We start from the raw sequence: 23,618 nt of genomic DNA on the forward strand, positions 1-23,618 counted from the left end.
CTTTTCCATGCTTCTTTTGAGGGAGACATAATGAAGCAACGCAACACGATGAAGCAACACAACACGAAGTCGACGCGACGCGCCCGCCTGTGCCGCGCGCTGATCCCCACCGCGGTGATGGTGGCCGCCAGCCCGCTGGTGCTGGCCGACGACAACCGCGGTGAAGACCGCTTCCACGTCGATGGCTACCTGCGCGAGGAAGTGTCTGTCAATGCCAAGAACTGGCAGGACACGCCCGACTACAACGACAAGGGCAAGGTGTCCATGGCGCGCACGACCTTGCGCCTGAACCTGGACTTCAAGGCGAGCGACGCCGTCACCCTGGTCGCCAAGGGCCGTGCCGCCAAAGAATTCAACACGCCGTTCCTGCGGCAACTGGAAAGTCTGGGGGCCAACAGCTACCGGGGCAAGCAGCTGACGGATCTGTATAACGATGTCGATCTGCGCGAGTGGTATGCCGATATCAAGGCCAGCGACCGGGTCAAGTTCCGTATCGGTAAGCAGCAGATCGTCTGGGGCGAGACCGATTTCTTCGTCGCCAACGATCTCGCGCAAGGCTATGACAATGTCTGGCGCAGCTTCCTGGAGCCGGCCAACGAAGAACTGCGCAAGGGCAACATCATTCTCAAGACCAATATCGATGTGCCGGAAGCGAACGGCGGCATCGAGGCCTTCCTTCGTCCAGGCTGGGACCGCAAGCGCGATATCGGCACCGAGATCGATGTCTATGGCGGCCGTTGGTCCAGTCAGCCGTATGCCGGCGTGGATTTCCGCAACATCGACCCGTATGCCTGGCACAACGCGAAAGCCGACATCGACCGCAAGACCGGCGGCGTCCGCTGGAGCGGCATGGCCGGCGACACCAACTACTCGGTCTCGTGGATGCGCACCTTCTACAACTCGCCGATCATGAATCCCTCGCCGACCACCCCCGTTTTCCTGCTGGGTATCCCGGGCGTGGGCGCATCGTCGGGCGTGACGCCGACCGGCAGCACGACCACGGCGGGCATCGCCGGCGAAATCATCTACCCGATCGTGAACGTGTTCGGTGCGACGGCCAGCCGCTACGCCGAGATGGCCGATGCCGTGTTCAGTGCCGAAGTCGCCTTCATCAAGGACGCGCCTTTCAACTTCGCCGCCGCGACGCCGTCGCCGATGACCCAGTTCATCGCGCCGGGCTTCGATGGCTGGAAGACCAGGGATGTGGTCGCCGCCATGGCCCGCATGGACAAGAACTTCGCGTTCACGCAGGGCCTGCTGGGGTCGGAAAAGCCGATGTTCTTCTCGGTGCAGCTGTTCGACAAGTGGATCCGCAATTTCGACGCCAACGACAACCTGCTGTACAGCGTGGGCTGGGGCGGCCGCGCCAAGCGCCACAACACGCTGGTGACCACGATCTTCGATCTGAGCTATGACAACGGCCGTATCCATCCGCAGCTCGTGCTGGGTTCGGACGTGACCAATGGCGGCGGCTTCTACATTCCCTCCGTCACGGCCCAGTTGAGCAAGAACCTGCGCTGGAAGGTCGAGTACGACGGTTTCTGGGATAACGGCTACGCCAGCATGGTCCATGGTGGCGTCCCCGCCAGCGACCGGACCACGCTGTTCGGCTACCTGCATCACCGCGACCAGATCTACACCAGCCTGACTTATCAGTTCTAACGCACTGCACCCGGAGAGCAATCATGAAAGCAACAATTCTGTACCGTCCCCTTGCCGCCGCGCTGATCGGCGCGGCCTGCCTGCCGGCGTTGGCCGCCGATCTGGCCGAAGGCACCGTGATTTCCGCCGCCAACATCGACCAGGTCAAGAACGGCACCTTCGAAGGCCACACCATCGGCAGCATGCTGACCGAGAAAATGGAATGGCGCATCCGTAACAACGGCTGGAAGCTCACGCTGGCCCATTCGAAGAAAGTGGCGCTCGACCCGCGCTGGGTCGCGGCCAGCAAGGCCAATGAAGGCAAGACCAGGATCAACGACGCCACGTGCAAGGTCGATGGCTGGAAAGCCGGTGAACCGTTCCCCGAGATCGACATGAAGGATCCGGAAGCGGCGAAGAAGATCGTCTGGAACCTGCACTTGGGCTCCTTGCTCGGCGACGTGTCCTCGGTGCCGAACTTCACGCAGGTGCTGGTCGACGGCAAGAGCGGCATCCACGCCGAACTGGTGGCCGAATTCACCCGGTTCACCATGAAAGGCCGCCTGACCGGCAACGCGTCGGCGCTCGGCGACGACGATGAAAGCGCCCGTCAGCTGCTGTTCTTCAAGGCGCCCTCCGAGGTCAAGGGCATCGGCACCTACACCATGATGTACGACTCGAACAAGGTGCCCGATGTCTGGGCCTATGTGCCCGCGGTGCGCCGTACCCGCCGCCTGTCCGGTGGCGCATGGATGGATCCGATTGGCTCCTCCGACCAGCTGCAGGACGAGATCGATGGTTTCAACGCGCGCCCGTGCTGGTACCCGGGATACAAGCTGCTGGGCAAGCGCTGGGTGCTGGCCGCCGCCAACAGCCGCCTGGACAACTGGAATACGAAGGCGTCCGGCCAGGCCGAGAAGTATCCGACGCTGGACCGTTCCGCGCCGTACTGGAACCTGAACGATACGTTCGAGCCGCGCGAGGTCTACATGGTCGAGGTGGCCACGCCGTCGCAGCACCCGTACAGCAAGAAGGTGCTCTATGTCGAGACCGCGTATCCGCGGGTGCACTACGTGGAGGCCTACAACCGCAAGGGTGAGTTCTGGAAGTTCATCGAGTTGCATTCCTACGTCAACACCAAGGCCGGCGATATCCGTACCGTTTCCGCCAACGTGATCGATTTCCAGCGTAACCACGCGACGGTCTCGCTGATCGATGTGTCGACCTGGCGCACCAACTTCGATGCCAAGCCGAGCGACGTGTCCTTGACCAAGCTGGAAACGGCCGGACGCTGACGACGGCCATGGGGCCGGCCGCGCCCGAGGGACGGGCGGCCCCGATCTTCCTGTCTTTATATGAGCATCGCTATGCCAATTCGTCTTGAATGTCTGTCCCACTCGCCGCTGCACGGCTATTTCGACCCAGCGCCGGAAGTGCTGATCGAGGTGGAGCGCGTGGCAGCCGCCGCACGCGCGCGCGTGCTGGCCTACGACCCGGAACTGGTGGTCGTGTTTGCGCCGGATCACTACAACGGCTTCTTCTACGACATGATGCCGCCGTTCTGCATCGGCGCGGCGGCGCACGCGATCGGTGATTACAAGAGTCTCGCCGGACCGCTTCCGGTGCCGGGCGAGTTGTCCAGGGAACTGGCGGCCAGTGTGCTGGCGGCCGACATCGATGTGGCCTTGTCCTACCGGATGCTGGTCGACCATGGCTGCGCGCAGGCGCTGGAAGTGCTGACCGGCGGACTGGACCGGTTTCCGGTGATTCCCGTGTTCATCAATTCGGTGGCGCCGCCGATGGCGACGCTGCGCCGCGCCCGCCTGCTCGGCGAAGCCATCGGGCGTTTCCTGTCGCGCACGGGAAAACGGGTACTGGTGATCGGCTCCGGCGGCATTTCGCACGAGCCGCCGGTGCCGGAACTGGCCAGCGCGAGTGCGGAAGTGGCGGAGCGGCTGATCGCCGGACGCAATCTGACGCCCGAGGCGCGCAACGCGCGCCAGGAACGCACCATCGCCGCCGCCAAAGCGTTCACGGCGGGCGCCGGCGACATGCATCCGCTGAACCCCGCATGGGATCGCGCGTTCATGGAACGGCTGGCATGCGAGCTGCCGGCGGTCGACGGCATGACCAACGACGCGATCAGCCGCGACGGCGGCAGGTCGGCACATGAGATCCGCACCTGGGTGGCGGCGTTCGGCGCGCTGTCCGCCTATGGGCCATACCATGCGTCGCAGGATTTTTATCGACCGATACCCGAATGGATCGCGGGTTTCGGGGCTATGCATGCCGCGCCCGTCGCGGCGGCGTGAACCAACCTGGAAGGAACACTGATGTCTACACAACTCGCACAAAGCCTTGCTGGCAGGCTGCGCAACGCGGAAGCCACGCGCCAGCCGGTGCCGCCGGTGCGCGGGGAAATCGCGCCCGGTGACATGGCGCTGGCCTATGCGGTCCAGCAAGTGAACGTCAACGCCCGCCGTGCACAGGGCGAGCGCATCGTCGGCCGCAAGATCGGACTGACCTCGCTCGCGGTACAGAAGCAACTGGGCGTGGATCAACCCGATTTCGGCGCGCTCTTTGCGGACATGGCCTATGGCGACGGCGAGCCGATGTCGCTGTCGCGCCTGATCCAGCCCAAAGTCGAGGCCGAAATCGCCCTGGTGCTCGAGCGCGACCTCACGCACGAGCAGCACACCTTCGCTGACATCATCAGCGCCAGCGCGTACGCGTTGGCGGCGATCGAAGTCGTCGATAGCCGCATCGAGAACTGGGACATCCGTTATGTCGATACCGTCGCCGACAACGCGTCGAGTGCGCTGTTCGTGTTGGGCAGCCGCCCGGTGCGGCTCGCCGATCTCGACCTCGCCGCCGCGGCGATGACGCTGTCCCGCGACGGCGAAGTGCTGTCACGTGGTAGCGGCGCGGCCTGCCTGGGCAATCCGCTCAACGCCGCCGTGTGGCTGGCCGACGTGATGGTGAAGATGGGCACGCCTTTGCGCGCGGGCGATGTGGTGCTGACGGGCGCGCTCGGCCCGATGGTGGCGGTCACGCGGGCGGGAACATACACGACGCAGATCGACGGGCTGGGCAGCGTGCGTGCGGTATTTACGGAATAAGGAACCAAAATGAACAAGAAACTCAAAGCCGCGATCATTGGTAGTGGCAACATCGGCACGGACTTGATGATCAAGATCCTGCGCCATGGGAAGCATATTGAAATGGGCGCGATGGTCGGCATCGACCCGAATTCGGATGGCCTGGCACGGGCATCGCGCATGGGCGTCGCCGTCACGCATGAAGGCGTGGAAGGGTTGACCCGTATGCCGGACTTCGCCGACATCGACATCGTCTTCGACGCGACCTCCGCTTCGGCGCACGTCAAGAATGACGCCTTCCTGCGCGGGCTGAAGCCCGGTATCCGCATGGTGGATTTGACGCCGGCCGCCATCGGCCCGTATTGCATCCCCGTCGTGAACGGCGACGCGCACCTGAATGCGTCGAACGTGAACATGGTCACCTGCGGCGGCCAGGCGACGATCCCGATGGTCGCGGCCGTCTCGCGCGTGGCCAAGGTCTACTACGGCGAGATCATCGCCTCGATCTCCAGCAAGTCCGCCGGCCCCGGCACGCGCGCCAACATCGACGAATTCACGGAAACGACCTCCAGGGCCATCGAGCAGGTCGGCGGCGCGCAAAAGGGCAAGGCCATCATCATCCTGAACCCGGCCGAGCCGCCCCTGATCATGCGCGACACCGTGTATTGCATGACCGAACTGAACGCCGACCAGGATGCCATCCGGCAATCGGTCAAGGACATGGCCGACGCCGTGCGGCAATACGTGCCCGGCTATCGCTTAAAGCAGGAAGTGCAGTTCGACCGCTACGAGGACGGCCTCAACTTGCCCGGTATCGGTAAGCAGGCCGGCCTGAAAGTCTCCGTCTTCCTCGAAGTCGAAGGCGCGGCCCACTACCTGCCGGCGTACGCCGGCAACCTCGACATCATGACCAGCGCGGCCTTGAAGACGGCGGAACGTCTGGCTGAGCGTCAACTTTCCGCGGCAGCGGCTTAAGCGGAGGATTACCCATGTTTGACAAGACCAAAAAGATTTACGTCTCCGACGTCACCCTGCGCGACGGTATGCATGCCATCCGCCACCAATACAGCCTGGAACAAGCGGTGCGGATCGCCAAGGCGCTGGACGAGGCCAAAGTCGATTCCATCGAGGTCGCGCACGGCGACGGCTTGCAAGGTTCCAGCTTCAACTACGGTTTCGGCGCGCACACCGACCTGGAATGGATAGCGGCGGTCGCCGGCGTGCTGAAGCATGCGAAAGTGGCGACCCTGCTGCTACCCGGCATCGGCACCGTCCATGATCTGCGGAACGCCTACGATGCCGGCGCGCGCATCGTGCGCGTCGCCACCCACTGCACGGAAGCGGATGTCTCGCGCCAGCACATCGAGTACGCGCGACAGCTCGGCATGGACACGGTCGGCTTCCTGATGATGAGCCACATGACCACGCCGCAGAACCTGGCGCAAGAAGCGAAGAAGATGGAAAGCTACGGCGCGACCACGATCTACGTGGTGGACTCGGGGGGCGCGATGAACATGTACGACATCGCCGAGCGCTTCAAGGCGTTCAAGGACGTGTTGAAGCCGGAGACGCACACCGGCATGCACGCGCACCACAACCTGTCGCTCGGCGTGGCCAACTCCATCGTCGCGCTGGAACACGGTTGCGACCGCATCGATGCCAGCCTGGCCGGCATGGGGGCGGGCGCCGGCAATGCGCCACTGGAAGTCTTCATCGCCGCCGTCGACCGGATGGGGCTGAACCATGGCTGCGACGTGAAGAAACTGATCGACGCGGCCGAAGATATCGTGCGGCCGCTGCAGGAACGCCCGGTGCGCGTGGACCGCGAAACACTGGCGCTCGGCTATGCCGGTGTCTACAGCAGCTTCCTGCGTCACTCGGAATCGGCGGCGCAGAAGTACGGCCTGCCGGCCTTCGATATCCTGGTCGAACTGGGCAAGCGCCGCATGGTCGGCGGCCAGGAAGACATGATAGTCGACGTGGCGCTCGATATGCGCAAGCAGCGGGCAGCCTGATTCAGGCGCATTTCATCGAAACACAGCTACGCGAAGGAATCGCACATGAGCATCCCCTATACCGAAGCCGCGTCCAGTCGGTTCGTCCACGTCCACGATGGCGAGGTGGAGTACAAGGTTCACTACAACGACGTCGGCCCGGCTTCGGGCCAAGTCATCGTGATGCTGCACGGTTCGGGGCCGGGTGCGACCGGCTGGGCCAATTTCCACCGTAACGTCGCGCCTTTCGCCGCCGCCGGCTATCGCGTGCTCCTGATCGACATGCCCGGATTTGGCAGGAGTGACGCGTTCCTCAATACCGCTGGATCGCGATCGGACTTCAACGGCCGCATCGTGAAGCTCGTGCTCGATCAGGTCCACGTGGAACGTGCCCACCTGATCGGCAATTCGATGGGCGGGCATGGCAGCATGGCCTTCGCACTCGCCTATCCCGAGCGCGTCGGCAAGCTGGTTCTGATGGGCGGCGGCACGGGCGGCCCGAGCCAGTTCGTGCCGATGCCGACGGAGGGCATCAAGCTGCTCAACCACGTGTACCGGGAACCGACGCTCGAGAACGTCAAACGCATGATGAACGTTTTCGTGTTCGACGCCAGCGCACTGACAGATGATTTGCTGCAACTGCGGGTGGACAACATGCTCGCGCGCCGCGATCACCTCGACAACTGGGTGAAGAGCCTGGCCGCCAATCCGAAGCAGTTCAGCGACTACGGACCGCGCCTCGGCGAGGTCAAAGCCCCGGCCCTCATCATCTGGGGCCGCGATGACCGGTTTGTACCTTTCGATATCGGCTTGCGCCTGCTGTGGGGCATGCCGAATGCCGAGATGCACGTCTTCAACCGTTGCGGCCACTGGGCGCAGTGGGAGCATGCGGACAAATTCAACCGCATGGTGCTGGCGTTTCTGGCGGAATGACGTGGCAGGAAGGGAGCCGCGGACCGTTCCTTGCCACATGACGAGATTTTCAAGAATTGACAGGAGTAGTAAATGAGCGAACAAGCAATCATCGGACGTTGGCAAATCGTCGCCTGGGAACAGGTCTACGACGATGGCCGCCGCACTTACCCGCTGGGGCAGCAGGTGGAAGGTTTCATTCAATACGATCCGGACGGGCGCATGATGTGCATGCTGTGCAGCGGCGACCGCCCGAACTTCACCACCGGCGGACAATGGAATGCCTCGATGGAAGAAAAGGCCGCGGCCTACAGCGCCATGCTGGCCTATGCCGGCACCTATACCTTTGGCGGCGATACCGTTAGCCATCACGTCGAATTGAGCGCCTTCCCCAATTGGAAGGGGGGGATCCAGAAGCGTCGCATCGAAACGATGGATGCCGGCCGGCTGGCGCTGGTGGCGCGTCTGGAAGAGGGGACCTCGGAAGCGCGCACGGCGCGGCTGATCTGGAAGCGCGGCTGAGGTTCTTGCTTCCTCCCCCAAGGCAGCAACACTTCATCATGGCATAAAATTTGGAAGGCAACTATGAGTGAGAACGTTCCCGAGATTGGCAACAGTATCATCCTCGATGGGGTGACCATCAACTATCACGATCGCGGACAGGGCGATGCCATCCTGCTCATTCACGGCTCCGGCCCGGGCGTGACGGCGTGGGCGAATTGGCGCCTGGTCCTGCCGGAGCTGGCCACGACGCACCGCGTGGTCGCGCCGGACATGGTCGGCTTCGGCTATACGCAAGCGCCGCCCGGGTATCAGACATCGCCGGAAAACTGGGTGGCGCAAGTCATCGGCCTGATGGATGCGCTGGGGATCGCGCAATTTTCCATCATCGGCAATTCCTTTGGTGGCGCCATCGCGCTCAGGACGGCGAGCATGTATCCGGACCGCGTCAAGAAGGTGGTGCTGATGGGCTCCGTCGGCACCAGTTTTCCCCTCAGCGAAGGGCTGGACAAGGTGTGGGGATATCAGCCTTCGCACGCAGCCATGCGCGAACTGATCGGCATCTTCGCCTATGACCAGGCGATTGTCACGGATGACCTGGTCGAGCTGCGCTACCGCGCCAGTATCCGCGCCGACGCGCAAGAGCGTTTTGCCCGACTGTTTCCCGTGCCGCGCCAGAACGGCATCGACATGCTTGCACTGGGCGATGCGCAATTGAACGCCATCCGCATGCCGGTCGCCCTCGTGCATGGCCGCGACGACCGCGTCATTCCGTTCCGGGTATCGGAAATGCTCGCGGCAAAACTCCCCAATGCCACCTTGCACCCGATCGACCATTGCGGCCATTGGGTGCAGATCGAAAAGAAACAGGAATTCCTCGGCATCGTCAGCCGCTTCCTGGAGGAACACGCATGAGCGTCATATCCTTGGGTTATCTGGGCGTGAGCACCAGCCGCCTTGCCGACTGGGGCGACTTCGGCACGAAATTGCTCGGCCTGCAAATTTCCGACCAGTCGGCGCGGACCCTGTCCTTCCGCATGGACGACTTGAGCCAGCGCTTCCAGTTCGAAGAAGGGCCGGACGGCATCATCCAGCATATAGGATGGGAAGTCGAAAGCGCCACGGCCCTGCAAGCGATGGCGGCACGGCTGGAAGCGGCCGGCGTCCGGATCCAGCGGGGCAGCACCGCGCTGGCAGAGCAGCGTCGGGTACGCGAACTCATCTGGATGCATGACCCGGCAGGAAACCGGGTCGAGCTCTACTGGGGGCCGGAAAAAGCCGATAGTCCGTTCGCGCCGGGGCGTAATATCGCCGGATTCCGCACCGGTTCGCTTGGCATCGGGCATGTGGTGTTGACCTGCGAAAGAATCGATTCCGTCCTGCCCTTCTATACCGAGCTGCTCGGCTTCGGTGTGTCCGATTATGTGCTGGCCCCGTTCAAGGCCTATTTCCTGCACGTCAATTCGCGCCACCATAGCCTGGCCCTGATCGAAAACGGACAGCGCGGCTTCCATCACCTGATGATGGAGTTGCAGCAGTTCGACGATGTGGGGCATGCCCACGATCTGGCGCAACTGCGCAAGGCGGATATCGCGGTCACGCTGGGACGGCATGCCAACGACCATATGACGTCCTTCTATGTCAGGACGCCATCGGGATTCATGATCGAATATGGTTGGGGCGGTCTGGTCATCGACCCTGCCACCTGGCAGCCGGTGGAGTTGACCGATGGCCCAAGCATCTGGGGACATAACCGCAGCTGGTTGAGCGAGCAAGCGAATGCGGTCTTGCGCGCCCAACTGCAAAACAATGCGGACCGCGGACTGCGCCATCCGGTAAAAGTCCTGCCTGGCAATTATGTCTTAGTCAATGATTGCTAGACGCGATCCCGCGCAATCCGCCGGCCGGCACCTTGATCTTTTCCCCGCCCAGCGCCTTGCCTTTGAAGCGGTAGCGCCAGCGCTTGGATCAGCGGGCGCCAAAGAAGGCGGCTGAACTGCTGCGGGTCGCATCCAGGCCGGCGACCAGCAACTGGCGTTTGCCGTTGTTGAGCATGAAGTCGATGCCGATGCCGGTCAGCGTCTGCCCCGGTAGCACGCAAGGGGCGGGGCCGAACGTCATGGCGACGTCGAACACGTTTTTGCCGGAGGCGCGCGGTTTGAAGCTGCCGCTGAAGACGCACGCGCCCGAGGTGGCGGTGAAGGCGCCCGAGGCGGCGATGTTGAAGCTGTTGCTGTAGCCCCGCAACGAGGTCATGCTCCAGGCGCCGGCGATGTCGCTCAGGCTGGCGGGGGTGTTGTAATCGTAGACGGAGGCGACGACGGCGGTGCCGGCGAAATTGACCGTTTGCGCCCCTTCCGTCAAGGTGCCGTTCAGGTTGTTGCTGGCCGTGTAGGTGGCGTTGAGCGAACCGCTCAGCAGCTGGCCGGCGGTGGTGGCATCCTTGACGTCCGATGCCGTGAAATTGCCGCCGCTGGCTTGTCCGCTCCCTTGCAGAAAACCCTCAGCGGTGAACATGCCGGCCACGGTGCTGCCGTAGAGGGTGTAGAACTGGTTGTTTTCCAGGATCAGCGTGTTGTGCGTGCCGCCGGTTGAAAACGTGCCCTGATAAATGCCCTGCGGACTGGCCACGGTGGTGCTGGCCGCTACGGTGGCGCCGCTGCCGCCGCCACATCCGCCCAGCGACGCCAGCGCGACGATGGCGAATGCTGAAACCGCTGGCTTGTTGATAGTCATGTCATGCCCCAAAACGAAGTGTCGGAGCGGTCGATTATAGCTTTAAAATTATCAATAAGGCATCTATTTATTTCAACTTCCTGGCGGCCAGGGCGCCCAGTCCTACGATGCCCTCAAGCGCCACGAGCTGGCGCCGTCCGGGCTGGAATGGGATATCGCCAACTTGCCGCACCACGCCTGATCCGGCGCCGCCGGCCATAGCCGCGCCGCTTCCCGCCGCGTCCTCGCGGCGCTGCGCCGGACGGCTTGCAACAAATATTGACAAATTTATTGACAGCATTGGTGTCAGTAATTACTGTATCAATATTACGCAACAACGGAGCTTCACCGTGTCTTCCGAAATTCCCGCCGATTTCAGCCTCGACGAGCTATGCGGCCTCGTGGATCTGCCCAAGCGCACCGTGCGCTATTACATGCAACTGGGGCTGGTGGACCGTCCCGAAGGCGAGACGCGGGCCGCCCGCTACACGGCCAGGCACATGGAGCAACTGCTGCAGATCCGGAAATGGAGCAAGGCCGGACTAGCGCTCGAACGCATCCGCGCGCTGCTGCAGGCGCCGGAGCACGCGCCGGCGTTGCCATCGCGGCCCGCCGGCACGGTGGAAGTGTGGAGCCACCTGGTGGTCGCCGATGGTGTGGAACTGACCGTGGAGCCGGGCCGGGCCGGGTTGAACCCGGAACAGGCGCGCGCCTTGTACGCGGGTGTGCTGGCGGTGTATGAGCGGATTGCCAAAGGGGAGGAACAGTGATGAGCGGGAAGATACTGGTCAGTCAGGGCAGTGCGGTGCTGCGCGGGCGCTACGGCGCGCCGTTGACCTTGCGTTCGGTGCGCGCCACCGGCGCCGCGCGCGGTCTGTTGTTCGAGCTGACCGTGGAGCAGCACTATCGCAACGACAGCGCCGACAACGTGGAGGCGGTGTACACGTTCCCGCTGCCGTGGGGCGCGGTCCTGCTGGACCTGGAAGTGTCGCTGGGCGAGAAGGTGCTGCGCGGCGTGGTCCGGCCCCGCGCCAAGGCTGAAGCGGCCTACGAGGACGCGCTTGAGCAAGGCGACACCGCCATCCTGCTCGAACGGGCCGCCGATGGCCTCTACACGGTTAGCCTGGGCAACCTGATGGCGGGCGAGGCGGCGTCGATCCGCTACCGCTACGCCGAGTTGCTGCGCTTCGAACAGGGCGCCGTGCGCATCACGGTGCCGACGGTGGTGGCGCCGCGTTACGGCGACGCGGCCGCCATGCTGGCGCCGCACCAGATGCCGGGCGCCGCGCCGCTGGTGTCCTATCCGTTCGAGATCGCCGTCGCGCTGGATGGCCAGCTGGCGCGCGCCAGGATAGGTTCGCCCACCCATCCCGTCACGCTGCAAGCGGGCGATGGCAGGGCCGATGTGGCGCTGGCGCGCACCGGCTATCTGGACCGCGACTTCGTCCTGTCCATCGACGGGCTGCAAGGACAGGGGGTGACGGCGGTTGGCCGCGATGGCGATGGCTACGTGGCGCTGGCCAGTTTCTGCCCCGAACTCAAGCAGACGGTGGCCGCGCCGCTGCGGTTGAAGATCGTGGTCGATTGTTCCGGTTCCATGGCGGGCGGCAGCATCGCCGGCGCCCAGCGGGCCCTGCACGAGGTGCTGTCCCACTTGCATCCGGATGACAGGTTCAGTTGCACCAGGTTCGGCGACAGCGTCGCGCACCACGGCGAGGGCATGACGTGCGCCACGGGAAGGGCGGTGCGCCATGCGGCCGGGTGGGTCGAAAAGCTGCGGGCCGACATGGGTGGCACGGAGATCGGCCAGGCATTGAACGCGGTCTACCAGCTCGATGGGGGAGCGCAGGCGGATCTGTTGCTGGTCACCGATGGCGAAGTGTGGCAGACGGAGGAGTTGATCCGGACCGCGCGCGACAAAGGCCAGCGCATCTTCGCCATCGGCGTCGGCAGCGCGCCGGCGTCCAGCCTGTTGCGCCAGTTGGCGGAGCAGAGCCGTGGCGCGTGCGAGCTGGTCGCGTCGGCCGAGGAAGCGCAGGGCGCCATCGTCCGCATGTTCAGGCGCATGCGCCAGAGCGGCGTGGATCAAGTACGCGTGCAGTGGCCGGTGGCCGCGCGATGGCAGGTGGCGCCGTCCGGCGCCCTGTTCGCCAACGAGACGCTGCACGCCTTCGCAGGATTCGAGGGCGCGCCGCCGGCGGTGGCGGCGCTGACGTGGCGCGAAGCGGGTGTGGAGGAGCCACAGCGCACGGAACTGCGCTTCGACGGTGGCTGCGATGATGGCGACACGCTGGCGCGCATGGCCGCCTCGCTGCGATTGTTGCAGGCGGAGGCGGGCGAACGGCTGGCGCTGGCCGTCCAATACCAACTGGTGACGGAGTCGACCAGCTTCCTGATCGTGCACGAGCGGCTGGCGCATGACAAGGCGGTGCGGCTGCCGGTGCTGCAACACAATCCCAACATGCTGGCCGCCGGCTGGGGCGGTGTGGGGCAAGTCGCGCAGCGTGCCGCGCCATACAGCGTGCCGGTCTGGCGGCGCGAGTCGGCGAGCGAACAGGTTCAGGCCCTCATGGACAGTGGCATGGAGGCATACGATGTCCCGGTTTTCCTGCGCAAGAGCGAGCCGCTGGTGCGCAAGGACGCCTTGTCTTCGCTGCTGAAAGACTGGGCGTGCGATGGCGCGCACCTGCCATCGTCGTTCGGCGGCTTGCAGGTCACGCTGCCGTGGGCGCTGAAGGAACAACTGCAATTGCTGGTGGAGGCTGGCTATGGGGAGGCGGACCTGATCGCCGCCTTGCTGGCAGCACTGTTGCCGATGGCGGAGCAATTGGGTCTGGACAGTACGCAGCGCGCCGCGCTGGCGCGGCTGGCCGGCCAGACGGTGGTGGCGCCAGCGTTGCAAGGCACGGTCGAACGGACGCTGGCGCGCTTTCTTGCGATGGAAGGCGCCCAGCGACGCCGGGCGCGCTGGTGGCATAGGCTCATGCCGCGCAAGCAAGACGATTTCTCGATACCGGCCTTCCTGCGCAAGCACGCCGACTGAGCGGACATCGGCCGGGCCGGCGCCGCTATTTGTGCCAGAACCCCGCGTGCGCGTGGCGCGCCTCGTCCTCGCGCAGGGGACCGATCACTTCGGTGGGGCGCTGGCCGCGCGCGAACACGTCGCGGCACGGCAGGGACAGGGTGGGGTTTTCCGGATCGCTGCCCGTCAGTTGCAGCAGGCTCGCTTCGGACAGCGCGTACACCACCCGCCCCACACCGCTCCAGTAGGTGCCGCCGGCGCACATGGCGCACGGCTCGGCGGACGAGTAGAGGGTGGCGCCGGCCAGTTCGGCCGGGCTGTGGCGCGACGACGCCAGTCGCAGCGCGTTCATTTCCGCGTGCGCCGTGCGGTCGCTGCTGGAGGCGTTCATGGCTTCGGCGATGATGGCGCCGTCGGCGCCCACCACCATGGCGGCGAACGGATGGTGGCCCTCGTCGCGCGAACGCTGGGCCAGGGCCAATACATGGGTCAGGAATTGCTGGTCTTGCGGGGTGGCGGTGCTCATGCGCTCTCCTGGATGGGTGGTGCATGCATGGTATGCCGGCCATGCGGCGGAATATACGGTATAAACGATATATACCGTATATTCACGCCATTACTTCGTCAAGCCATCACTTCGGAATGCTGCCTTCCACGCCTTGCACGTAGAAGTTCATCGACATCAGGTCCTTGAACGGCATCACGGCGCCGGCCGCCACCTTGATGGCGCCCGACTGGTCCTTGATCGGGCCCTGGAACGGCGTGAACTTGCCGCTGGCGATCAGCGCCTTCTTCTCCTCGAAGGCCTTGGCCGCGTCGGGCTTGACGGCCGGGTTCAGCGGCGACATCTTGATCATGCCTTCCTTGATGCCGCCGTGCACGTCGGTCGGCTTCCAGGTGCCGGCCATCACGGCCTTGGCGGTGTCGATGTAGTAGCCGCCCCAGCTGTTGACGGACGCCGTCAGGTGCGCCTTGGGTGCGAACTTGACCATGTCCGAATCCCAGCCGAAGGCGTAGATGCCTTTTTCCTGCGCCACTTGCAGCGTGGCCGGCGAGTCGGTGTTCTGGGTCAGCACGTCGGCGCCCTGGGCGATCATGGTCTCGGCGGCCTGGCGTTCCTTGGCCGGGTCGTACCACGAGCTGACCCAGATGACCTTGGTCTTGATGGCCGGGTTGACGCTCTGCGCGCCCAGCGTGAAGGCGTTGACGTTGCGGATCACCTCGGGGATCGGGAACGAGGCGACCATGCCCAGCACGTTGGACTTGGTCATCTTGCCGGCGACCACGCCGAGCAGGTAGGCGCCCTCGTAGGTCTTGGTCTCATAGGTGCCCATGTTCTTGCCCGTCTTGAAGCCGGTGGCGTGCTCGAACACGACGTTGGGGAAGGCCTTGGCCACCTTCTCCGTCGGATTCATGAAGCCGAACGAGGTGGTGAAGATCAGCTTGTTGCCGTCGGCGGCCAGCTTGCGGATCACGCGCTCGGCGTCCGCGCCCTCGGGCACGTTTTCCACGTAGGTGGTCTTGACCTTGGCGCCCAGTTCCTTCTCCAGCGCCAGGCGGCCTTGTTCGTGGGCATAGGTCCAGCCGGCGTCGCCGACCGGGCCCACATAAACGAAGCCGACCTTGAGCGGCTCGGCCGCTTGCGCGGGCGCGGCGGCGGCCAGGCCCAGGGTGGCCGCCAGCGAGGCATAGGCCAGCAGAGTACGACGTTTCATCATGACGTTTCCTGTTCTTGAGTGGGGGCGGGGATCAGAAATGGTACTCGACGCGGATCATCGGGGTCTTGGCCGTGGCGCCCGGGTTGTTGTGGTCCGAGTTGCCGAACTTGTTCTTCCAGTACTGGTACTCGAGGCCGACCTTGAACACGTTCTTGCCCGAGCCCATGGCCGCGCCCACATCGTACATCAGCTGCATGTCGATGTTGGTTTCCGTGGCCGTGTCGCCGCCGAATTCATCCTTGCCCTTGGTGCCGATGAAGTTGGCGTAGCCTTCGAACGACAGCGGGATCGCGGTGGCGATCGGGATGCCCCAGGCGGCCGTCAGCATCGGGTGGGTCTTGTAGCGGTAGCGGTCGACGGCGGTGTTGGTGTAGCCGTTGTAGGGCGCGTTGCTTTCCCACAGGGCCAGCAGGCTGATGTTGAGGAAGCCGGGCACGTCCATCATCAGGGTGGGGCCGGCCACCAGCATGTGCTTCTTGGAGTTGTAGCCGGCGTCGGTCTTGCTGTTGAAGTCGAAGCCTGCCGTCAGGCCCACGCCGCGCACGGGGCCGAAGGCGTAGCTGGCGCCCGTCACCTTGCCCAGGTCCAGCGTGTGGCGGTAGACGGCGTAGGCTTCATGCGCGCCGGTCTTGGCGCCCACCGACGACGGATCCTTGTCGTCCGACATCAGGAAGTCCACGCTGAAGAAGTTGGTGCCGTACTTGTAGCCGCTCACGCCGCTCAGGTTGACGATGCTCTTGCTGATGTCCTGGTTGTTGAACGGCTCGGCGAATTTGGTGCCGTAGCGGTAGCTGATGGAGGTGTCGCTCCAGTCGGCGGCTTGGGCGGCGGTGCAGGCGCTGGCGGCGAGCAGGGCGACGATGGCGGTGTGTTTGAATGGCTGTGGCTTCATGCGGACTCCTGGAACAGAGGTTAAATTAAATCGGACGGCAGGGGTGAGACCTGTGGTGTTGCGGGTTGAATCCAATCGTCGGCAATAATTGGATTCAATTCATGCTTGAGTGAACTAGCAAATAGTAGGCCAGAGTGTCACCGAAATGAAATAAATGCTGCATTTGAGTAAGCCGATTGTGGTTTTTACGCCATGCGGCGCGGACCGCCGGGGCGCGCCACCACTGCCTTGCCGCCCCGTGGACGGGCACGGCGCGCACCACGGACGGGCGGCGCCTGGCAATTCGCCACCTCGTGGTGCGCGGGCCGGCCAGGTGTATGCAATCGGCCTCAGAAACCCGACAGCGCCTCGGCCAGGTTGATCTTGCGTTCCGGTTCGCCCAGCCGCAGCCGGCCTTCGATCTCCAGCAGGTGGTGTTCGATCAGGGCCGTGGCCTCGGCCACCTTGCGCTGTTCGATCAGGGTCATCAGGTCCTGGTGCTCGTCGTTCTCGCACATGGCCGCGCCCGGGCTCTCGTACAGGGCGATGATCAGCGAGCAGCGCGACACCAGCTCCGCCATGAAGCGCTGCAGCACCTGGTTGCCGGCCAGTTCGGCCAGCAGGATGTGGAATTCGCCGCCCAGCCGTATCCAGCCGGCGCGGTCGCCCGTGCGGCGGGCCTGGTCCTCCGCCTCCAGCGCGGCGCGGATCTGTTGCAGCGAGGCCGGGGTGGCGTTGCGGATCACCAGCGGCACGATTTCGCGCTCCACGGCGCGGCGCGCGGCGAAGATGTCGCGCGCCTCCTCCGGCGTGGGCGAGGCGATCACGGCGCCGCGGTTGGGGCGCAGTTCGATGATGTGGTCGTGCGCCAGCCGTTGCAGCGCCTTGCGCACGGTGGTGCGGCTGACCTGGTACAGCTCGCAGAAGTCGGCCTCGCCCAGATGGGTGCCGGGCGGCAGCCGGTGGCTCATGACGGCGTTGACGACGGCGCGGTAGATGCGCAGGTCGATGGCGGTGGTGCCGCGTTTGAGGCGGGCGGCCGGCGCCGTGGCCGCGGCGTTCGCCGCCGCCGCCTTCGCGGTCGCGCCCGCGGCGGCGTTCCCGGCCGGTTCGGCCGGCGCGCCGGCTTTGCGCTTGCCTGTGGCACGGGGCGCGGTGGTGAGGCTGCTCATCTTGATTCTCCTGTAGCGTGCGCGGGTCTGGCGCGGCGGGTCTGCGCCATGTAAAGCAGGATTCGTGCTCATATTGTGTACGAAAGCGGGCCGGATTTGGTGGCTGGTGGATACAATTTCGCGCGTTTGTGGTGAATCCGCACGCTTTATTTAGTGCGTTTTTGCCCACAGCCTGCGCAAAAAAAGTGCGTGAAATCATGCGCGAGGGCGTATGCTTTCATCCATCGCACGCACCAGCGCACACACAATCGCACGCATCATGCGGGCCGCCGGGCGGTGGCACGGAGCTTGCGTAGTTCGATGACGATGCCTTAGAGCATTTGTATACAAGATGGAGGTTCCGCCCGATGAATGACACCGCCGCCCCGGCCACGCCGCCGCGCCACGAGCCGCGCCTGCAGCTGCGGGGCATTTCCAAGATTTATCCGTCCGTCGTCGCCAACGCCGAAGTGGACTTGACGGTGATGCCGGGCGAGATACACGCCGTGCTGGGCGAGAACGGCGCCGGCAAGAGCACGCTGATGAAGATCATCTACGGCGTGACCAAACCCGATGAAGGCCAGATCCAGTGGGAGGGCCGGGAAGTGGCGATCCACTCGCCGCACGACGCGCGCAAGCTCGGCATCGGCATGGTGTTCCAGCATTTCGCGCTGTTCGAGACGCTGACGGTGGCGCAGAACATTTCGCTGGCGCTCGACGAGAAGGTGTCGCCGGAACAGCTGGCGCCGCGCATCCGCAGCGTGTCCGAACAATATGGCTTGCCGCTGGACCCGCAGCGCCTGGTGCACAGCATGTCGGTGGGCGAGCGCCAGCGGGTCGAGATCGTGCGCTGCCTGCTGCAGTCGCCGCGCCTGCTGATCATGGACGAACCGACCTCCGTGCTCACGCCGGACGCCGTGCTCAAACTGTTCGAATCGCTGCGCCGGCTGGCGGCCGAGGGTATGAGCATCCTCTACATCAGCCACAAGCTCGACGAGATCCAGTCGCTGTGCGACAAGGCCACCGTGCTGCGCCTGGGGCGCGTGTCGGGCACCGCCAATCCGAAGGAGGAAAGCGCCCGCTCGCTGGCCGAGCTGATGATAGGCCGCGAGCTGCCGACCTGCCGCCACCTGCCGCGCGCGCCCGGCGAGGTGCGGCTGGCCATTGAACAACTGAACCTGGCCAGCGACGATCCGTTCGGCGTCCATTTGAAGGACATCAACCTGGAACTGCGCAGCGGCGAGATCGTCGGCATCGCCGGCATCTCCGGCAACGGCCAGCAGGAACTGCTGAAGGCCATCTCCGGCGAGCGCCTGCTGGCGCAAGGCGACGCGATCCGCATGAACGGCCAGCCCGTGGGCCGGCTCAACGCGGCCCGGCGCCGCCAGCTGGGTCTGGGCTTCGTGCCCGAGGAACGGCTGGGACGCGGCGCCGCGCCGGCCCTGTCGCTGGCCGACAACGCGCTGCTGACCGGCTACATCCCGGCCGGCGGGGCCGGCATGGTCAAGCATGGCCTGATCCAGTTCGGCGCCGTGCGCGCGTTCGCGCGCGAGGTGATCAGCCGCTTCAAGGTCAAGTGCGGCGGCGAGGATGCGGCCGCCGCCAGCCTGTCGGGCGGCAACCTGCAGAAATTCATCGTCGGACGCGAGATCATGCTGGCGCCCAAGGTGGTGGTGTTCGCCCAGCCCACCTGGGGCGTGGACATCGGCGCGGCCATGCTGATCCGCCAGGCCATCATCGACCTGCGCGACCAGGGCGCGGCCGTGCTGGTGCTGTCGGAGGAGCTCGACGAGTTGTTCCAGATGAGCGACCGGCTGGCCGTGCTGGCGCAGGGGCGGCTGTCGCGCACCGTGCCGGCCGCATCGACCACCATCCACCAGATCGGCGTGTGGATGAGCGGCGACTTCGACCACGTCGACCCGCCCACCGACCAACCCGCACCAGGAGCTGCCCACCATGTCACGGCTTGAATTACGTCCCGAACCCTCGCGCGCCATGATGCTGGCCTCGCCGCTGATCGCGGCGCTGGCCATGCTCGTCACGGGCTCCGTGCTGTTCTCGTTCCTGGGCCAGGATCCGCTGCACGCGTTCTTCGTCTACTTCATCAAGCCCGCCACCACCCTGTATGGCGTGGGCGAGCTGCTGCTCAAGGCCACCCCGCTGATCCTGTGCGGCGTGGGCCTGGCGCTGGGCTTCCGGGCCAACGTGGCCAACATCGGCGCCGACGGCCAGTTGACGGTGGGCGCCATCGCGGCCGGCTGCGTGGCCCTGTATTTCGACGACGTGCAGGCCGGCTGGCTGCTGCCGCTGATGCTGGTGGCCGGCGCGCTGGGCGGCATGGCGTGGGCCGCCATCCCGGCGCTGCTGCGCACCCGCTTCAACACCAGCGAAATCCTGGTCAGCCTGATGCTGGTCTACGTGGCCTACCTGCTGCTCAGCTACCTGGTGCACGGCCCGCTGCGCGACCCGGCCGGCTTCAACTTCCCGCAGTCGAAGATGTTCCAGGACGCGGCCATGCTGCCGCTGCTGATGGAGGGCTTGCGCGTGAACGCGGCGTTCCCGCTGTCGCTGCTGGTGGCCGGCGGCGCCTGGTTCTTCTGCGCCCGCACCTTCGCCGGCTACCGCATGCAGGTGAGCGGCATGGCGCCGGCCGCCGCCGCCTACGCCGGCTTCAGCGAGCCGCGCAACGTGTGGGTGGCGTTCATGATCAGCGGCGCGCTGTCGGGCATCGCCGGCGTGGGCGAGGTGGCCGGTCCGCTGGGCCAGCTGCAGCCGTCGGTGTCGCCCGGCTACGGCTTCGCCGCCATCATCGTGGCCTACGTGGGCCGCCTGCATCCGCTGGGCGTGCTGCTGTCGGCGCTGCTGATGTCGCTGCTCTACATCGGCGGCGAGACGGCCCAGATCGAGCTGCAGCTGCCGTCGGCCATCACCGGCCTGTTCCAGGGCTTGCTGCTGTTCTACCTGCTGGCGGCCGACCTGTTCATCCATTACCGCTTCAAGCCGCGCCACCGCGCCGTGCCCCACGTGGCCGCCGCCGCGCCCACCCCAACCGAAGGAACCGCATCATGAATACCGAGTTGTTGATCGCCTTCCTGGCCAGCACGGCCGGCGCGGCCACGCCGCTGATCCTGGCGTCCCTGGGCGAACTGGTGACGGAACGTTCCGGCGTGCTCAACCTCGGCCTGGAAGGCATGATGCTGGTGGGCGCCGTGAGCGGCTTCGCCGTCACGCTGGGCACCGGCAGCATGACGCTCGGCTTGCTGGCCGCGATGGTGGTGGGCATGGCGCTGGCCCTGATCTTCGGCTTCCTCGTGCTGACGCTGCAAACCAACCAGGTGGCCACCGGCCTGGCCCTGACCCTGTTCGGGGTCGGCCTGTCGGCGTTCATGGGGCGCAGCCTGGTGGGGCAGACCATCGCCCCGCTGCCGCACCTGCATTTCCCCGTGCTGTCCGAACTGCCGTTCGTGGGGCCGCTGCTGTTCCGCTTCGACATCATGGTGTACGGCTCGGTGGCGCTGGTGGCCGTGGTGGGCTGGATGCTGGCCCGCACCCGGCTGGGCCTGCTGATCCGCGCCGTCGGCGAATCGCCCGACAGCGCGCACGCCATCGGCTTCCCCGTGATCGGCCTGCGCTACGGCACCGTGCTGTTCGGCGGCGCCATGGCCGGCCTGGGCGGCGCCTACCTGTCGATGGCGCTCACGCCCATGTGGGTCGAGGGCATGACGGCCGGCCGCGGCTGGATCGCGCTGGCCCAAGTGGTGTTCGCCACCTGGAAGCCGCGCGGCGTGCTGGTGGGCGCCTACCTGTTCGGCGGCGTGACGGTGCTGCAGTTCCACGCCCAGGGCATGGGCATCTCGGTGCCGTCCGAATTCCTGTCCATGCTGCCCTACCTGGCCACCATCGTGGTGCTGGTGATCATCTGCCGCAATCCGCAGACCATCCTGCTCAACAAGCCGATCTCGCTGGGCCAGAACTTCCGCGCCGACTGACCCGCGCGTGGCGGGCGCGCCACGCCCGCCATGACGCCGCGCAACGCCCGCCCCCCGTGGCGGGCGTTGGTTTTTCCCCATCGCAACAATCTGTGAGTATGTTGCGCAATGTACTGACTATACTAAAACCATAGGTACGGCTGGTATCACGGCCGGGCGGGCCCGATTGCCCGCGCAAACCCCATGGCGACACCCCCATCCCCGGTTCGCGGTTCCGATGTGCATCATTTTTGTCTGACGGTGCTTCTTCTACGAGGATAGCGACAATGCGCAACAACACGCCGGTCACCCAACACGAATACTTGCTGGACGACGACAAGACCATCGTTTCCACCACCGATCTGAAGGGCAAGATCAATTACGCCAATCCCTATTTCATCGAGGTGAGCGGCTTCACGGAAGCGGAACTGATCGGCGCGCCGCAGAACATCGTGCGCCATCCGGACATGCCGGCCGAAGCGTTCGCCGACCTGTGGACGACCATCAAGAACGGCATGCCGTGGACCGGCATGGTCAAGAACCGCTGCAAGAATGGCGACTACTACTGGGTGCTGGCCAATGTGACGCCGGTGATCGAACAGGGCAAGCCGGTCGGCTACATGTCCGTGCGCAGCAAGCCCAGCCGCCAGCAGGTGGCCGAGGCCGACGCCCTGTACCGCCAGTTCAAGGCCGGCAACCCGCAGCGCCTGCGCATCGTCAACGGCCGCGCCGTGTCGACCGGGGTGCTGGCGCGGCTGCGCGCGCTGACCCGCTTGTCGTTCAGCCGCCATGTGGCGCTCAACGCCGGCTTCATCACGCTGATGATGGCCGTGTTCGCGGTCGCGTTCTGGCGCATCGACGGCAGCACCACCGATGGCGCGCGCATGGGCCTGACGGCGGCGGCCGGCGTCGCGGCGGCCGTCATGCTGGCGTTCTGGGTCAGCCTGCAGCGCAGCGTGGCCGAACCGCTGCGGCGCGCCACCAGCGCGGCCCGCAAGATGGCCGGCGGCGACCTGACCGGCGTGATCGAGGTGCCGCGCGACGACGAGATGGGCCAGCTGCTGGCCGCGCTGCGCCAGACCAATGTCAACCTGCACAGCATCATCGGCGACGTGCGGCGCAATTTCGACGAGATCACGGTGGCCACCGGCGAGATCGCCACCGGCAATTTGGATTTGTCGGGGCGCACCGAGTCGCAGGCGTCGAGCCTGCAGCAGACGGCGGCCAGCATGGAGCAACTGACCACCAACCTCCAGCAAAGCGCCAGCAGCGTGGCCAGCGCCAATGAACTGGCGGGGCGCGCGTCCAGGGTGGCCGAGCATGGCGGCGAGATCGTCGAGCGCGTGGTGCACACGATGGACGAGATCAGCGCCTCGTCGCGCAAGATCCAGGACATCATCGGCCTGATCGATGGCATCGCGTTCCAGACCAACATCCTGGCCTTGAACGCGGCGGTGGAGGCGGCCCGCGCCGGCGAGGAGGGCCGTGGCTTCGCCGTGGTGGCCGGCGAAGTGCGCAACCTGGCGCAGCGGGCGGCCACGGCGGCCCACGAGATCAAGCAGCTGATCGACCTGTCGATCGCCAAGGTCAACGCGGGCGCGGAGCTGACCAGCAGCGCCGGCGCCACCATGCACGAGGTGATCGCGTCGGTGTGCCAGGTGACGCAGGTGATGGACGAGATTTCCACCGCCACCCGCGAGCAGAGCCACGGCATCGGCCAGGTCAACATCGCCGTGGGCCAGATCGACGACCTGACGCAGCAGAACGCGGCGCTGGTGGAGCAGGCCGCCGCCGCCGCCGGCAACCTGGCGCAGCAGGCGCAGCACGTGGCGCAGGCGATGGCCGTGTTCAAGCTGCAAGCGATGCGCGCGGCGGCCGGCGCCGCGCACGGCCAGCCGCCGTCACCGCGGCGCGGCGCGCCGTCACGGCCGCCGGTGCCGGCATCGCAGCCGGTGCGCCAGCTGGCTTGAGATCGCCGCGCCCGCATTCGGACACCGCTTGCCGTTTCCATCTATCATGTCGCTTCA

21 protein-coding genes are annotated in these 23,618 nt (G+C 65.4%); 16 read left to right on the forward strand and 5 right to left on the reverse strand.

Features of this window, described 5'->3' with window-relative positions; translation table 11 throughout:
- Positions 1-30: 30 nt before the first annotated feature.
- The 10 genes from AC1RQG_RS00945 to AC1RQG_RS00990 all read left to right on the forward strand — a co-directional run bounded on the left by AC1RQG_RS00945 (position 31) and on the right by AC1RQG_RS00990 (position 10,026).
- Positions 31-1,662, forward strand: coding sequence for a DUF1302 family protein (locus tag AC1RQG_RS00945; RefSeq protein ID WP_493127388.1), 1,632 nt, complete (start codon positions 31-33; stop codon positions 1,660-1,662).
- A 23-nt stretch (positions 1,663-1,685) separates the two neighbouring features.
- The gene (locus tag AC1RQG_RS00950; protein WP_493127390.1) at positions 1,686-2,936 is read left to right on the forward strand and encodes a DUF1329 domain-containing protein; all 1,251 of its coding nucleotides are present in this window, start codon (positions 1,686-1,688) and stop codon (positions 2,934-2,936) included.
- A 72-nt stretch (positions 2,937-3,008) separates the two neighbouring features.
- Positions 3,009-3,953, forward strand: coding sequence for a 3-carboxyethylcatechol 2,3-dioxygenase (locus AC1RQG_RS00955; RefSeq protein WP_493127392.1), 945 nt, complete (start codon positions 3,009-3,011; stop codon positions 3,951-3,953).
- A 21-nt stretch (positions 3,954-3,974) separates the two neighbouring features.
- Positions 3,975-4,760 carry a 2-keto-4-pentenoate hydratase gene (gene mhpD, locus AC1RQG_RS00960; RefSeq protein WP_493127394.1) on the forward strand — a complete coding sequence of 262 codons (786 nt, stop codon included), beginning with the start codon at positions 3,975-3,977 and terminating at the stop codon, positions 4,758-4,760.
- A 9-nt stretch (positions 4,761-4,769) separates the two neighbouring features.
- Positions 4,770-5,714, forward strand: coding sequence for an acetaldehyde dehydrogenase (acetylating) (locus AC1RQG_RS00965; RefSeq protein ID WP_493127396.1), 945 nt, complete (start codon positions 4,770-4,772; stop codon positions 5,712-5,714).
- A 14-nt stretch (positions 5,715-5,728) separates the two neighbouring features.
- On the forward strand, positions 5,729-6,754 hold the full coding sequence (gene dmpG, locus AC1RQG_RS00970) for a 4-hydroxy-2-oxovalerate aldolase (RefSeq protein WP_493127398.1): 1,026 nt from the start codon (positions 5,729-5,731) through the stop codon (positions 6,752-6,754).
- A gap of 45 nt (positions 6,755-6,799) precedes the next feature.
- Positions 6,800-7,666 carry an alpha/beta fold hydrolase gene (locus AC1RQG_RS00975; RefSeq protein WP_493127400.1) on the forward strand — a complete coding sequence of 289 codons (867 nt, stop codon included), beginning with the start codon at positions 6,800-6,802 and terminating at the stop codon, positions 7,664-7,666.
- 72 nt (positions 7,667-7,738) lie between these two features.
- Positions 7,739-8,167 (forward strand): lipocalin-like domain-containing protein, encoded by a 429-nt coding sequence (locus tag AC1RQG_RS00980; RefSeq protein ID WP_493127402.1) that lies wholly within the window; start codon positions 7,739-7,741, stop codon positions 8,165-8,167.
- A 63-nt stretch (positions 8,168-8,230) separates the two neighbouring features.
- Entirely contained in the window at positions 8,231-9,061 is an 831-nt protein-coding gene (locus AC1RQG_RS00985) for an alpha/beta fold hydrolase (protein ID WP_493127404.1), read from the forward strand.
- Complete coding sequence (locus AC1RQG_RS00990; protein ID WP_493127406.1) at positions 9,058-10,026, forward strand: VOC family protein; 969 nt, start codon at positions 9,058-9,060, stop codon at positions 10,024-10,026. Before AC1RQG_RS00985 ends, AC1RQG_RS00990 begins: the two co-directional genes overlap by 4 nt.
- 88 nt (positions 10,027-10,114) lie before the next feature.
- Here the strand turns inward: AC1RQG_RS00990 and AC1RQG_RS00995 are convergent, their stop codons facing one another.
- On the reverse strand, positions 10,115-10,882 hold the full coding sequence (locus tag AC1RQG_RS00995) for a hypothetical protein (protein WP_493127408.1): 768 nt from the start codon (positions 10,880-10,882) through the stop codon (positions 10,115-10,117).
- A 329-nt stretch (positions 10,883-11,211) separates the two neighbouring features.
- Here AC1RQG_RS00995 and AC1RQG_RS01000 point away from each other — a divergent pair, with 329 nt between their 5' ends.
- Positions 11,212-11,631, forward strand: a complete 420-nt coding sequence (locus AC1RQG_RS01000) for a MerR family transcriptional regulator (protein WP_493127410.1) — start codon at positions 11,212-11,214, stop codon at positions 11,629-11,631.
- A complete protein-coding gene (locus tag AC1RQG_RS01005) occupies positions 11,631-13,904 on the forward strand; it encodes a VIT domain-containing protein (RefSeq protein WP_493127412.1) in 2,274 nt (757 codons plus the stop codon). Before AC1RQG_RS01000 ends, AC1RQG_RS01005 begins: the two co-directional genes overlap by 1 nt.
- Positions 13,905-13,929: 25 nt before the next feature.
- Here AC1RQG_RS01005 and AC1RQG_RS01010 read toward each other — a convergent pair whose 3' ends face one another.
- The 4 genes from AC1RQG_RS01010 to AC1RQG_RS01025 all read right to left on the reverse strand — a co-directional run bounded on the left by AC1RQG_RS01010 (position 13,930) and on the right by AC1RQG_RS01025 (position 17,644).
- Positions 13,930-14,409 (reverse strand): nucleoside deaminase, encoded by a 480-nt coding sequence (locus tag AC1RQG_RS01010; protein WP_493127414.1) that lies wholly within the window; start codon positions 14,407-14,409, stop codon positions 13,930-13,932.
- A gap of 106 nt (positions 14,410-14,515) precedes the next feature.
- Positions 14,516-15,601 carry a BMP family ABC transporter substrate-binding protein gene (locus AC1RQG_RS01015; RefSeq protein WP_493127417.1) on the reverse strand — a complete coding sequence of 362 codons (1,086 nt, stop codon included), beginning with the start codon at positions 15,599-15,601 and terminating at the stop codon, positions 14,516-14,518.
- Between the two features lie 31 nt (positions 15,602-15,632).
- Positions 15,633-16,493, reverse strand: a complete 861-nt coding sequence (locus AC1RQG_RS01020) for an outer envelope protein (RefSeq protein WP_493127420.1) — start codon at positions 16,491-16,493, stop codon at positions 15,633-15,635.
- A 329-nt stretch (positions 16,494-16,822) separates the two neighbouring features.
- On the reverse strand, positions 16,823-17,644 hold the full coding sequence (locus AC1RQG_RS01025; RefSeq protein ID WP_493127422.1) for a GntR family transcriptional regulator: 822 nt from the start codon (positions 17,642-17,644) through the stop codon (positions 16,823-16,825).
- 347 nt (positions 17,645-17,991) lie between these two features.
- Between AC1RQG_RS01025 and AC1RQG_RS01030 the strand changes: the two genes are divergently transcribed.
- The 4 genes from AC1RQG_RS01030 to AC1RQG_RS01045 all read left to right on the forward strand — a co-directional run bounded on the left by AC1RQG_RS01030 (position 17,992) and on the right by AC1RQG_RS01045 (position 23,561).
- Positions 17,992-19,593, forward strand: coding sequence for an ABC transporter ATP-binding protein (locus AC1RQG_RS01030; RefSeq protein ID WP_493127424.1), 1,602 nt, complete (start codon positions 17,992-17,994; stop codon positions 19,591-19,593).
- Positions 19,580-20,692: an ABC transporter permease gene (locus AC1RQG_RS01035; RefSeq protein ID WP_493127426.1), complete on the forward strand. Its 1,113-nt coding sequence runs from the start codon at positions 19,580-19,582 to the stop codon at positions 20,690-20,692. The genes AC1RQG_RS01030 and AC1RQG_RS01035 overlap by 14 nt, the downstream gene beginning before the upstream one ends.
- Positions 20,689-21,612: an ABC transporter permease gene (locus AC1RQG_RS01040; protein WP_493127428.1), complete on the forward strand. Its 924-nt coding sequence runs from the start codon at positions 20,689-20,691 to the stop codon at positions 21,610-21,612. The genes AC1RQG_RS01035 and AC1RQG_RS01040 overlap by 4 nt, the downstream gene beginning before the upstream one ends.
- A gap of 266 nt (positions 21,613-21,878) precedes the next feature.
- Positions 21,879-23,561, forward strand: a complete 1,683-nt coding sequence (locus AC1RQG_RS01045) for a methyl-accepting chemotaxis protein (RefSeq protein ID WP_493127430.1) — start codon at positions 21,879-21,881, stop codon at positions 23,559-23,561.
- The last annotated feature ends 57 nt before the right edge of the window (positions 23,562-23,618 follow it).

It is taken from the genome of Rugamonas sp. GW822-FHT03B10 (assembly GCF_058801745.1).

Coding starts and splice junctions, on each gene's coding strand:
- AC1RQG_RS00945 (WP_493127388.1), top strand. CDS start 31: ATGAAGCAACGCAACACGATGAAGCAACACAACACGAAGTCGACGCGA.
- AC1RQG_RS00950 (WP_493127390.1), top strand. CDS start 1,686: ATGAAAGCAACAATTCTGTACCGTCCCCTTGCCGCCGCGCTGATCGGC.
- AC1RQG_RS00955 (WP_493127392.1), top strand. CDS start 3,009: ATGCCAATTCGTCTTGAATGTCTGTCCCACTCGCCGCTGCACGGCTAT.
- mhpD (WP_493127394.1), top strand. CDS start 3,975: ATGTCTACACAACTCGCACAAAGCCTTGCTGGCAGGCTGCGCAACGCG.
- AC1RQG_RS00965 (WP_493127396.1), top strand. CDS start 4,770: ATGAACAAGAAACTCAAAGCCGCGATCATTGGTAGTGGCAACATCGGC.
- dmpG (WP_493127398.1), top strand. CDS start 5,729: ATGTTTGACAAGACCAAAAAGATTTACGTCTCCGACGTCACCCTGCGC.
- AC1RQG_RS00975 (WP_493127400.1), top strand. CDS start 6,800: ATGAGCATCCCCTATACCGAAGCCGCGTCCAGTCGGTTCGTCCACGTC.
- AC1RQG_RS00980 (WP_493127402.1), top strand. CDS start 7,739: ATGAGCGAACAAGCAATCATCGGACGTTGGCAAATCGTCGCCTGGGAA.
- AC1RQG_RS00985 (WP_493127404.1), top strand. CDS start 8,231: ATGAGTGAGAACGTTCCCGAGATTGGCAACAGTATCATCCTCGATGGG.
- AC1RQG_RS00990 (WP_493127406.1), top strand. CDS start 9,058: ATGAGCGTCATATCCTTGGGTTATCTGGGCGTGAGCACCAGCCGCCTT.
- AC1RQG_RS00995 (WP_493127408.1), bottom strand. CDS start 10,882: ATGACTATCAACAAGCCAGCGGTTTCAGCATTCGCCATCGTCGCGCTG.
- AC1RQG_RS01005 (WP_493127412.1), top strand. CDS start 11,631: ATGAGCGGGAAGATACTGGTCAGTCAGGGCAGTGCGGTGCTGCGCGGG.
- AC1RQG_RS01010 (WP_493127414.1), bottom strand. CDS start 14,409: ATGAGCACCGCCACCCCGCAAGACCAGCAATTCCTGACCCATGTATTG.
- AC1RQG_RS01015 (WP_493127417.1), bottom strand. CDS start 15,601: ATGATGAAACGTCGTACTCTGCTGGCCTATGCCTCGCTGGCGGCCACC.
- AC1RQG_RS01020 (WP_493127420.1), bottom strand. CDS start 16,493: ATGAAGCCACAGCCATTCAAACACACCGCCATCGTCGCCCTGCTCGCC.
- AC1RQG_RS01025 (WP_493127422.1), bottom strand. CDS start 17,644: ATGAGCAGCCTCACCACCGCGCCCCGTGCCACAGGCAAGCGCAAAGCC.
- AC1RQG_RS01030 (WP_493127424.1), top strand. CDS start 17,992: ATGAATGACACCGCCGCCCCGGCCACGCCGCCGCGCCACGAGCCGCGC.
- AC1RQG_RS01035 (WP_493127426.1), top strand. CDS start 19,580: ATGTCACGGCTTGAATTACGTCCCGAACCCTCGCGCGCCATGATGCTG.
- AC1RQG_RS01040 (WP_493127428.1), top strand. CDS start 20,689: ATGAATACCGAGTTGTTGATCGCCTTCCTGGCCAGCACGGCCGGCGCG.
- AC1RQG_RS01045 (WP_493127430.1), top strand. CDS start 21,879: ATGCGCAACAACACGCCGGTCACCCAACACGAATACTTGCTGGACGAC.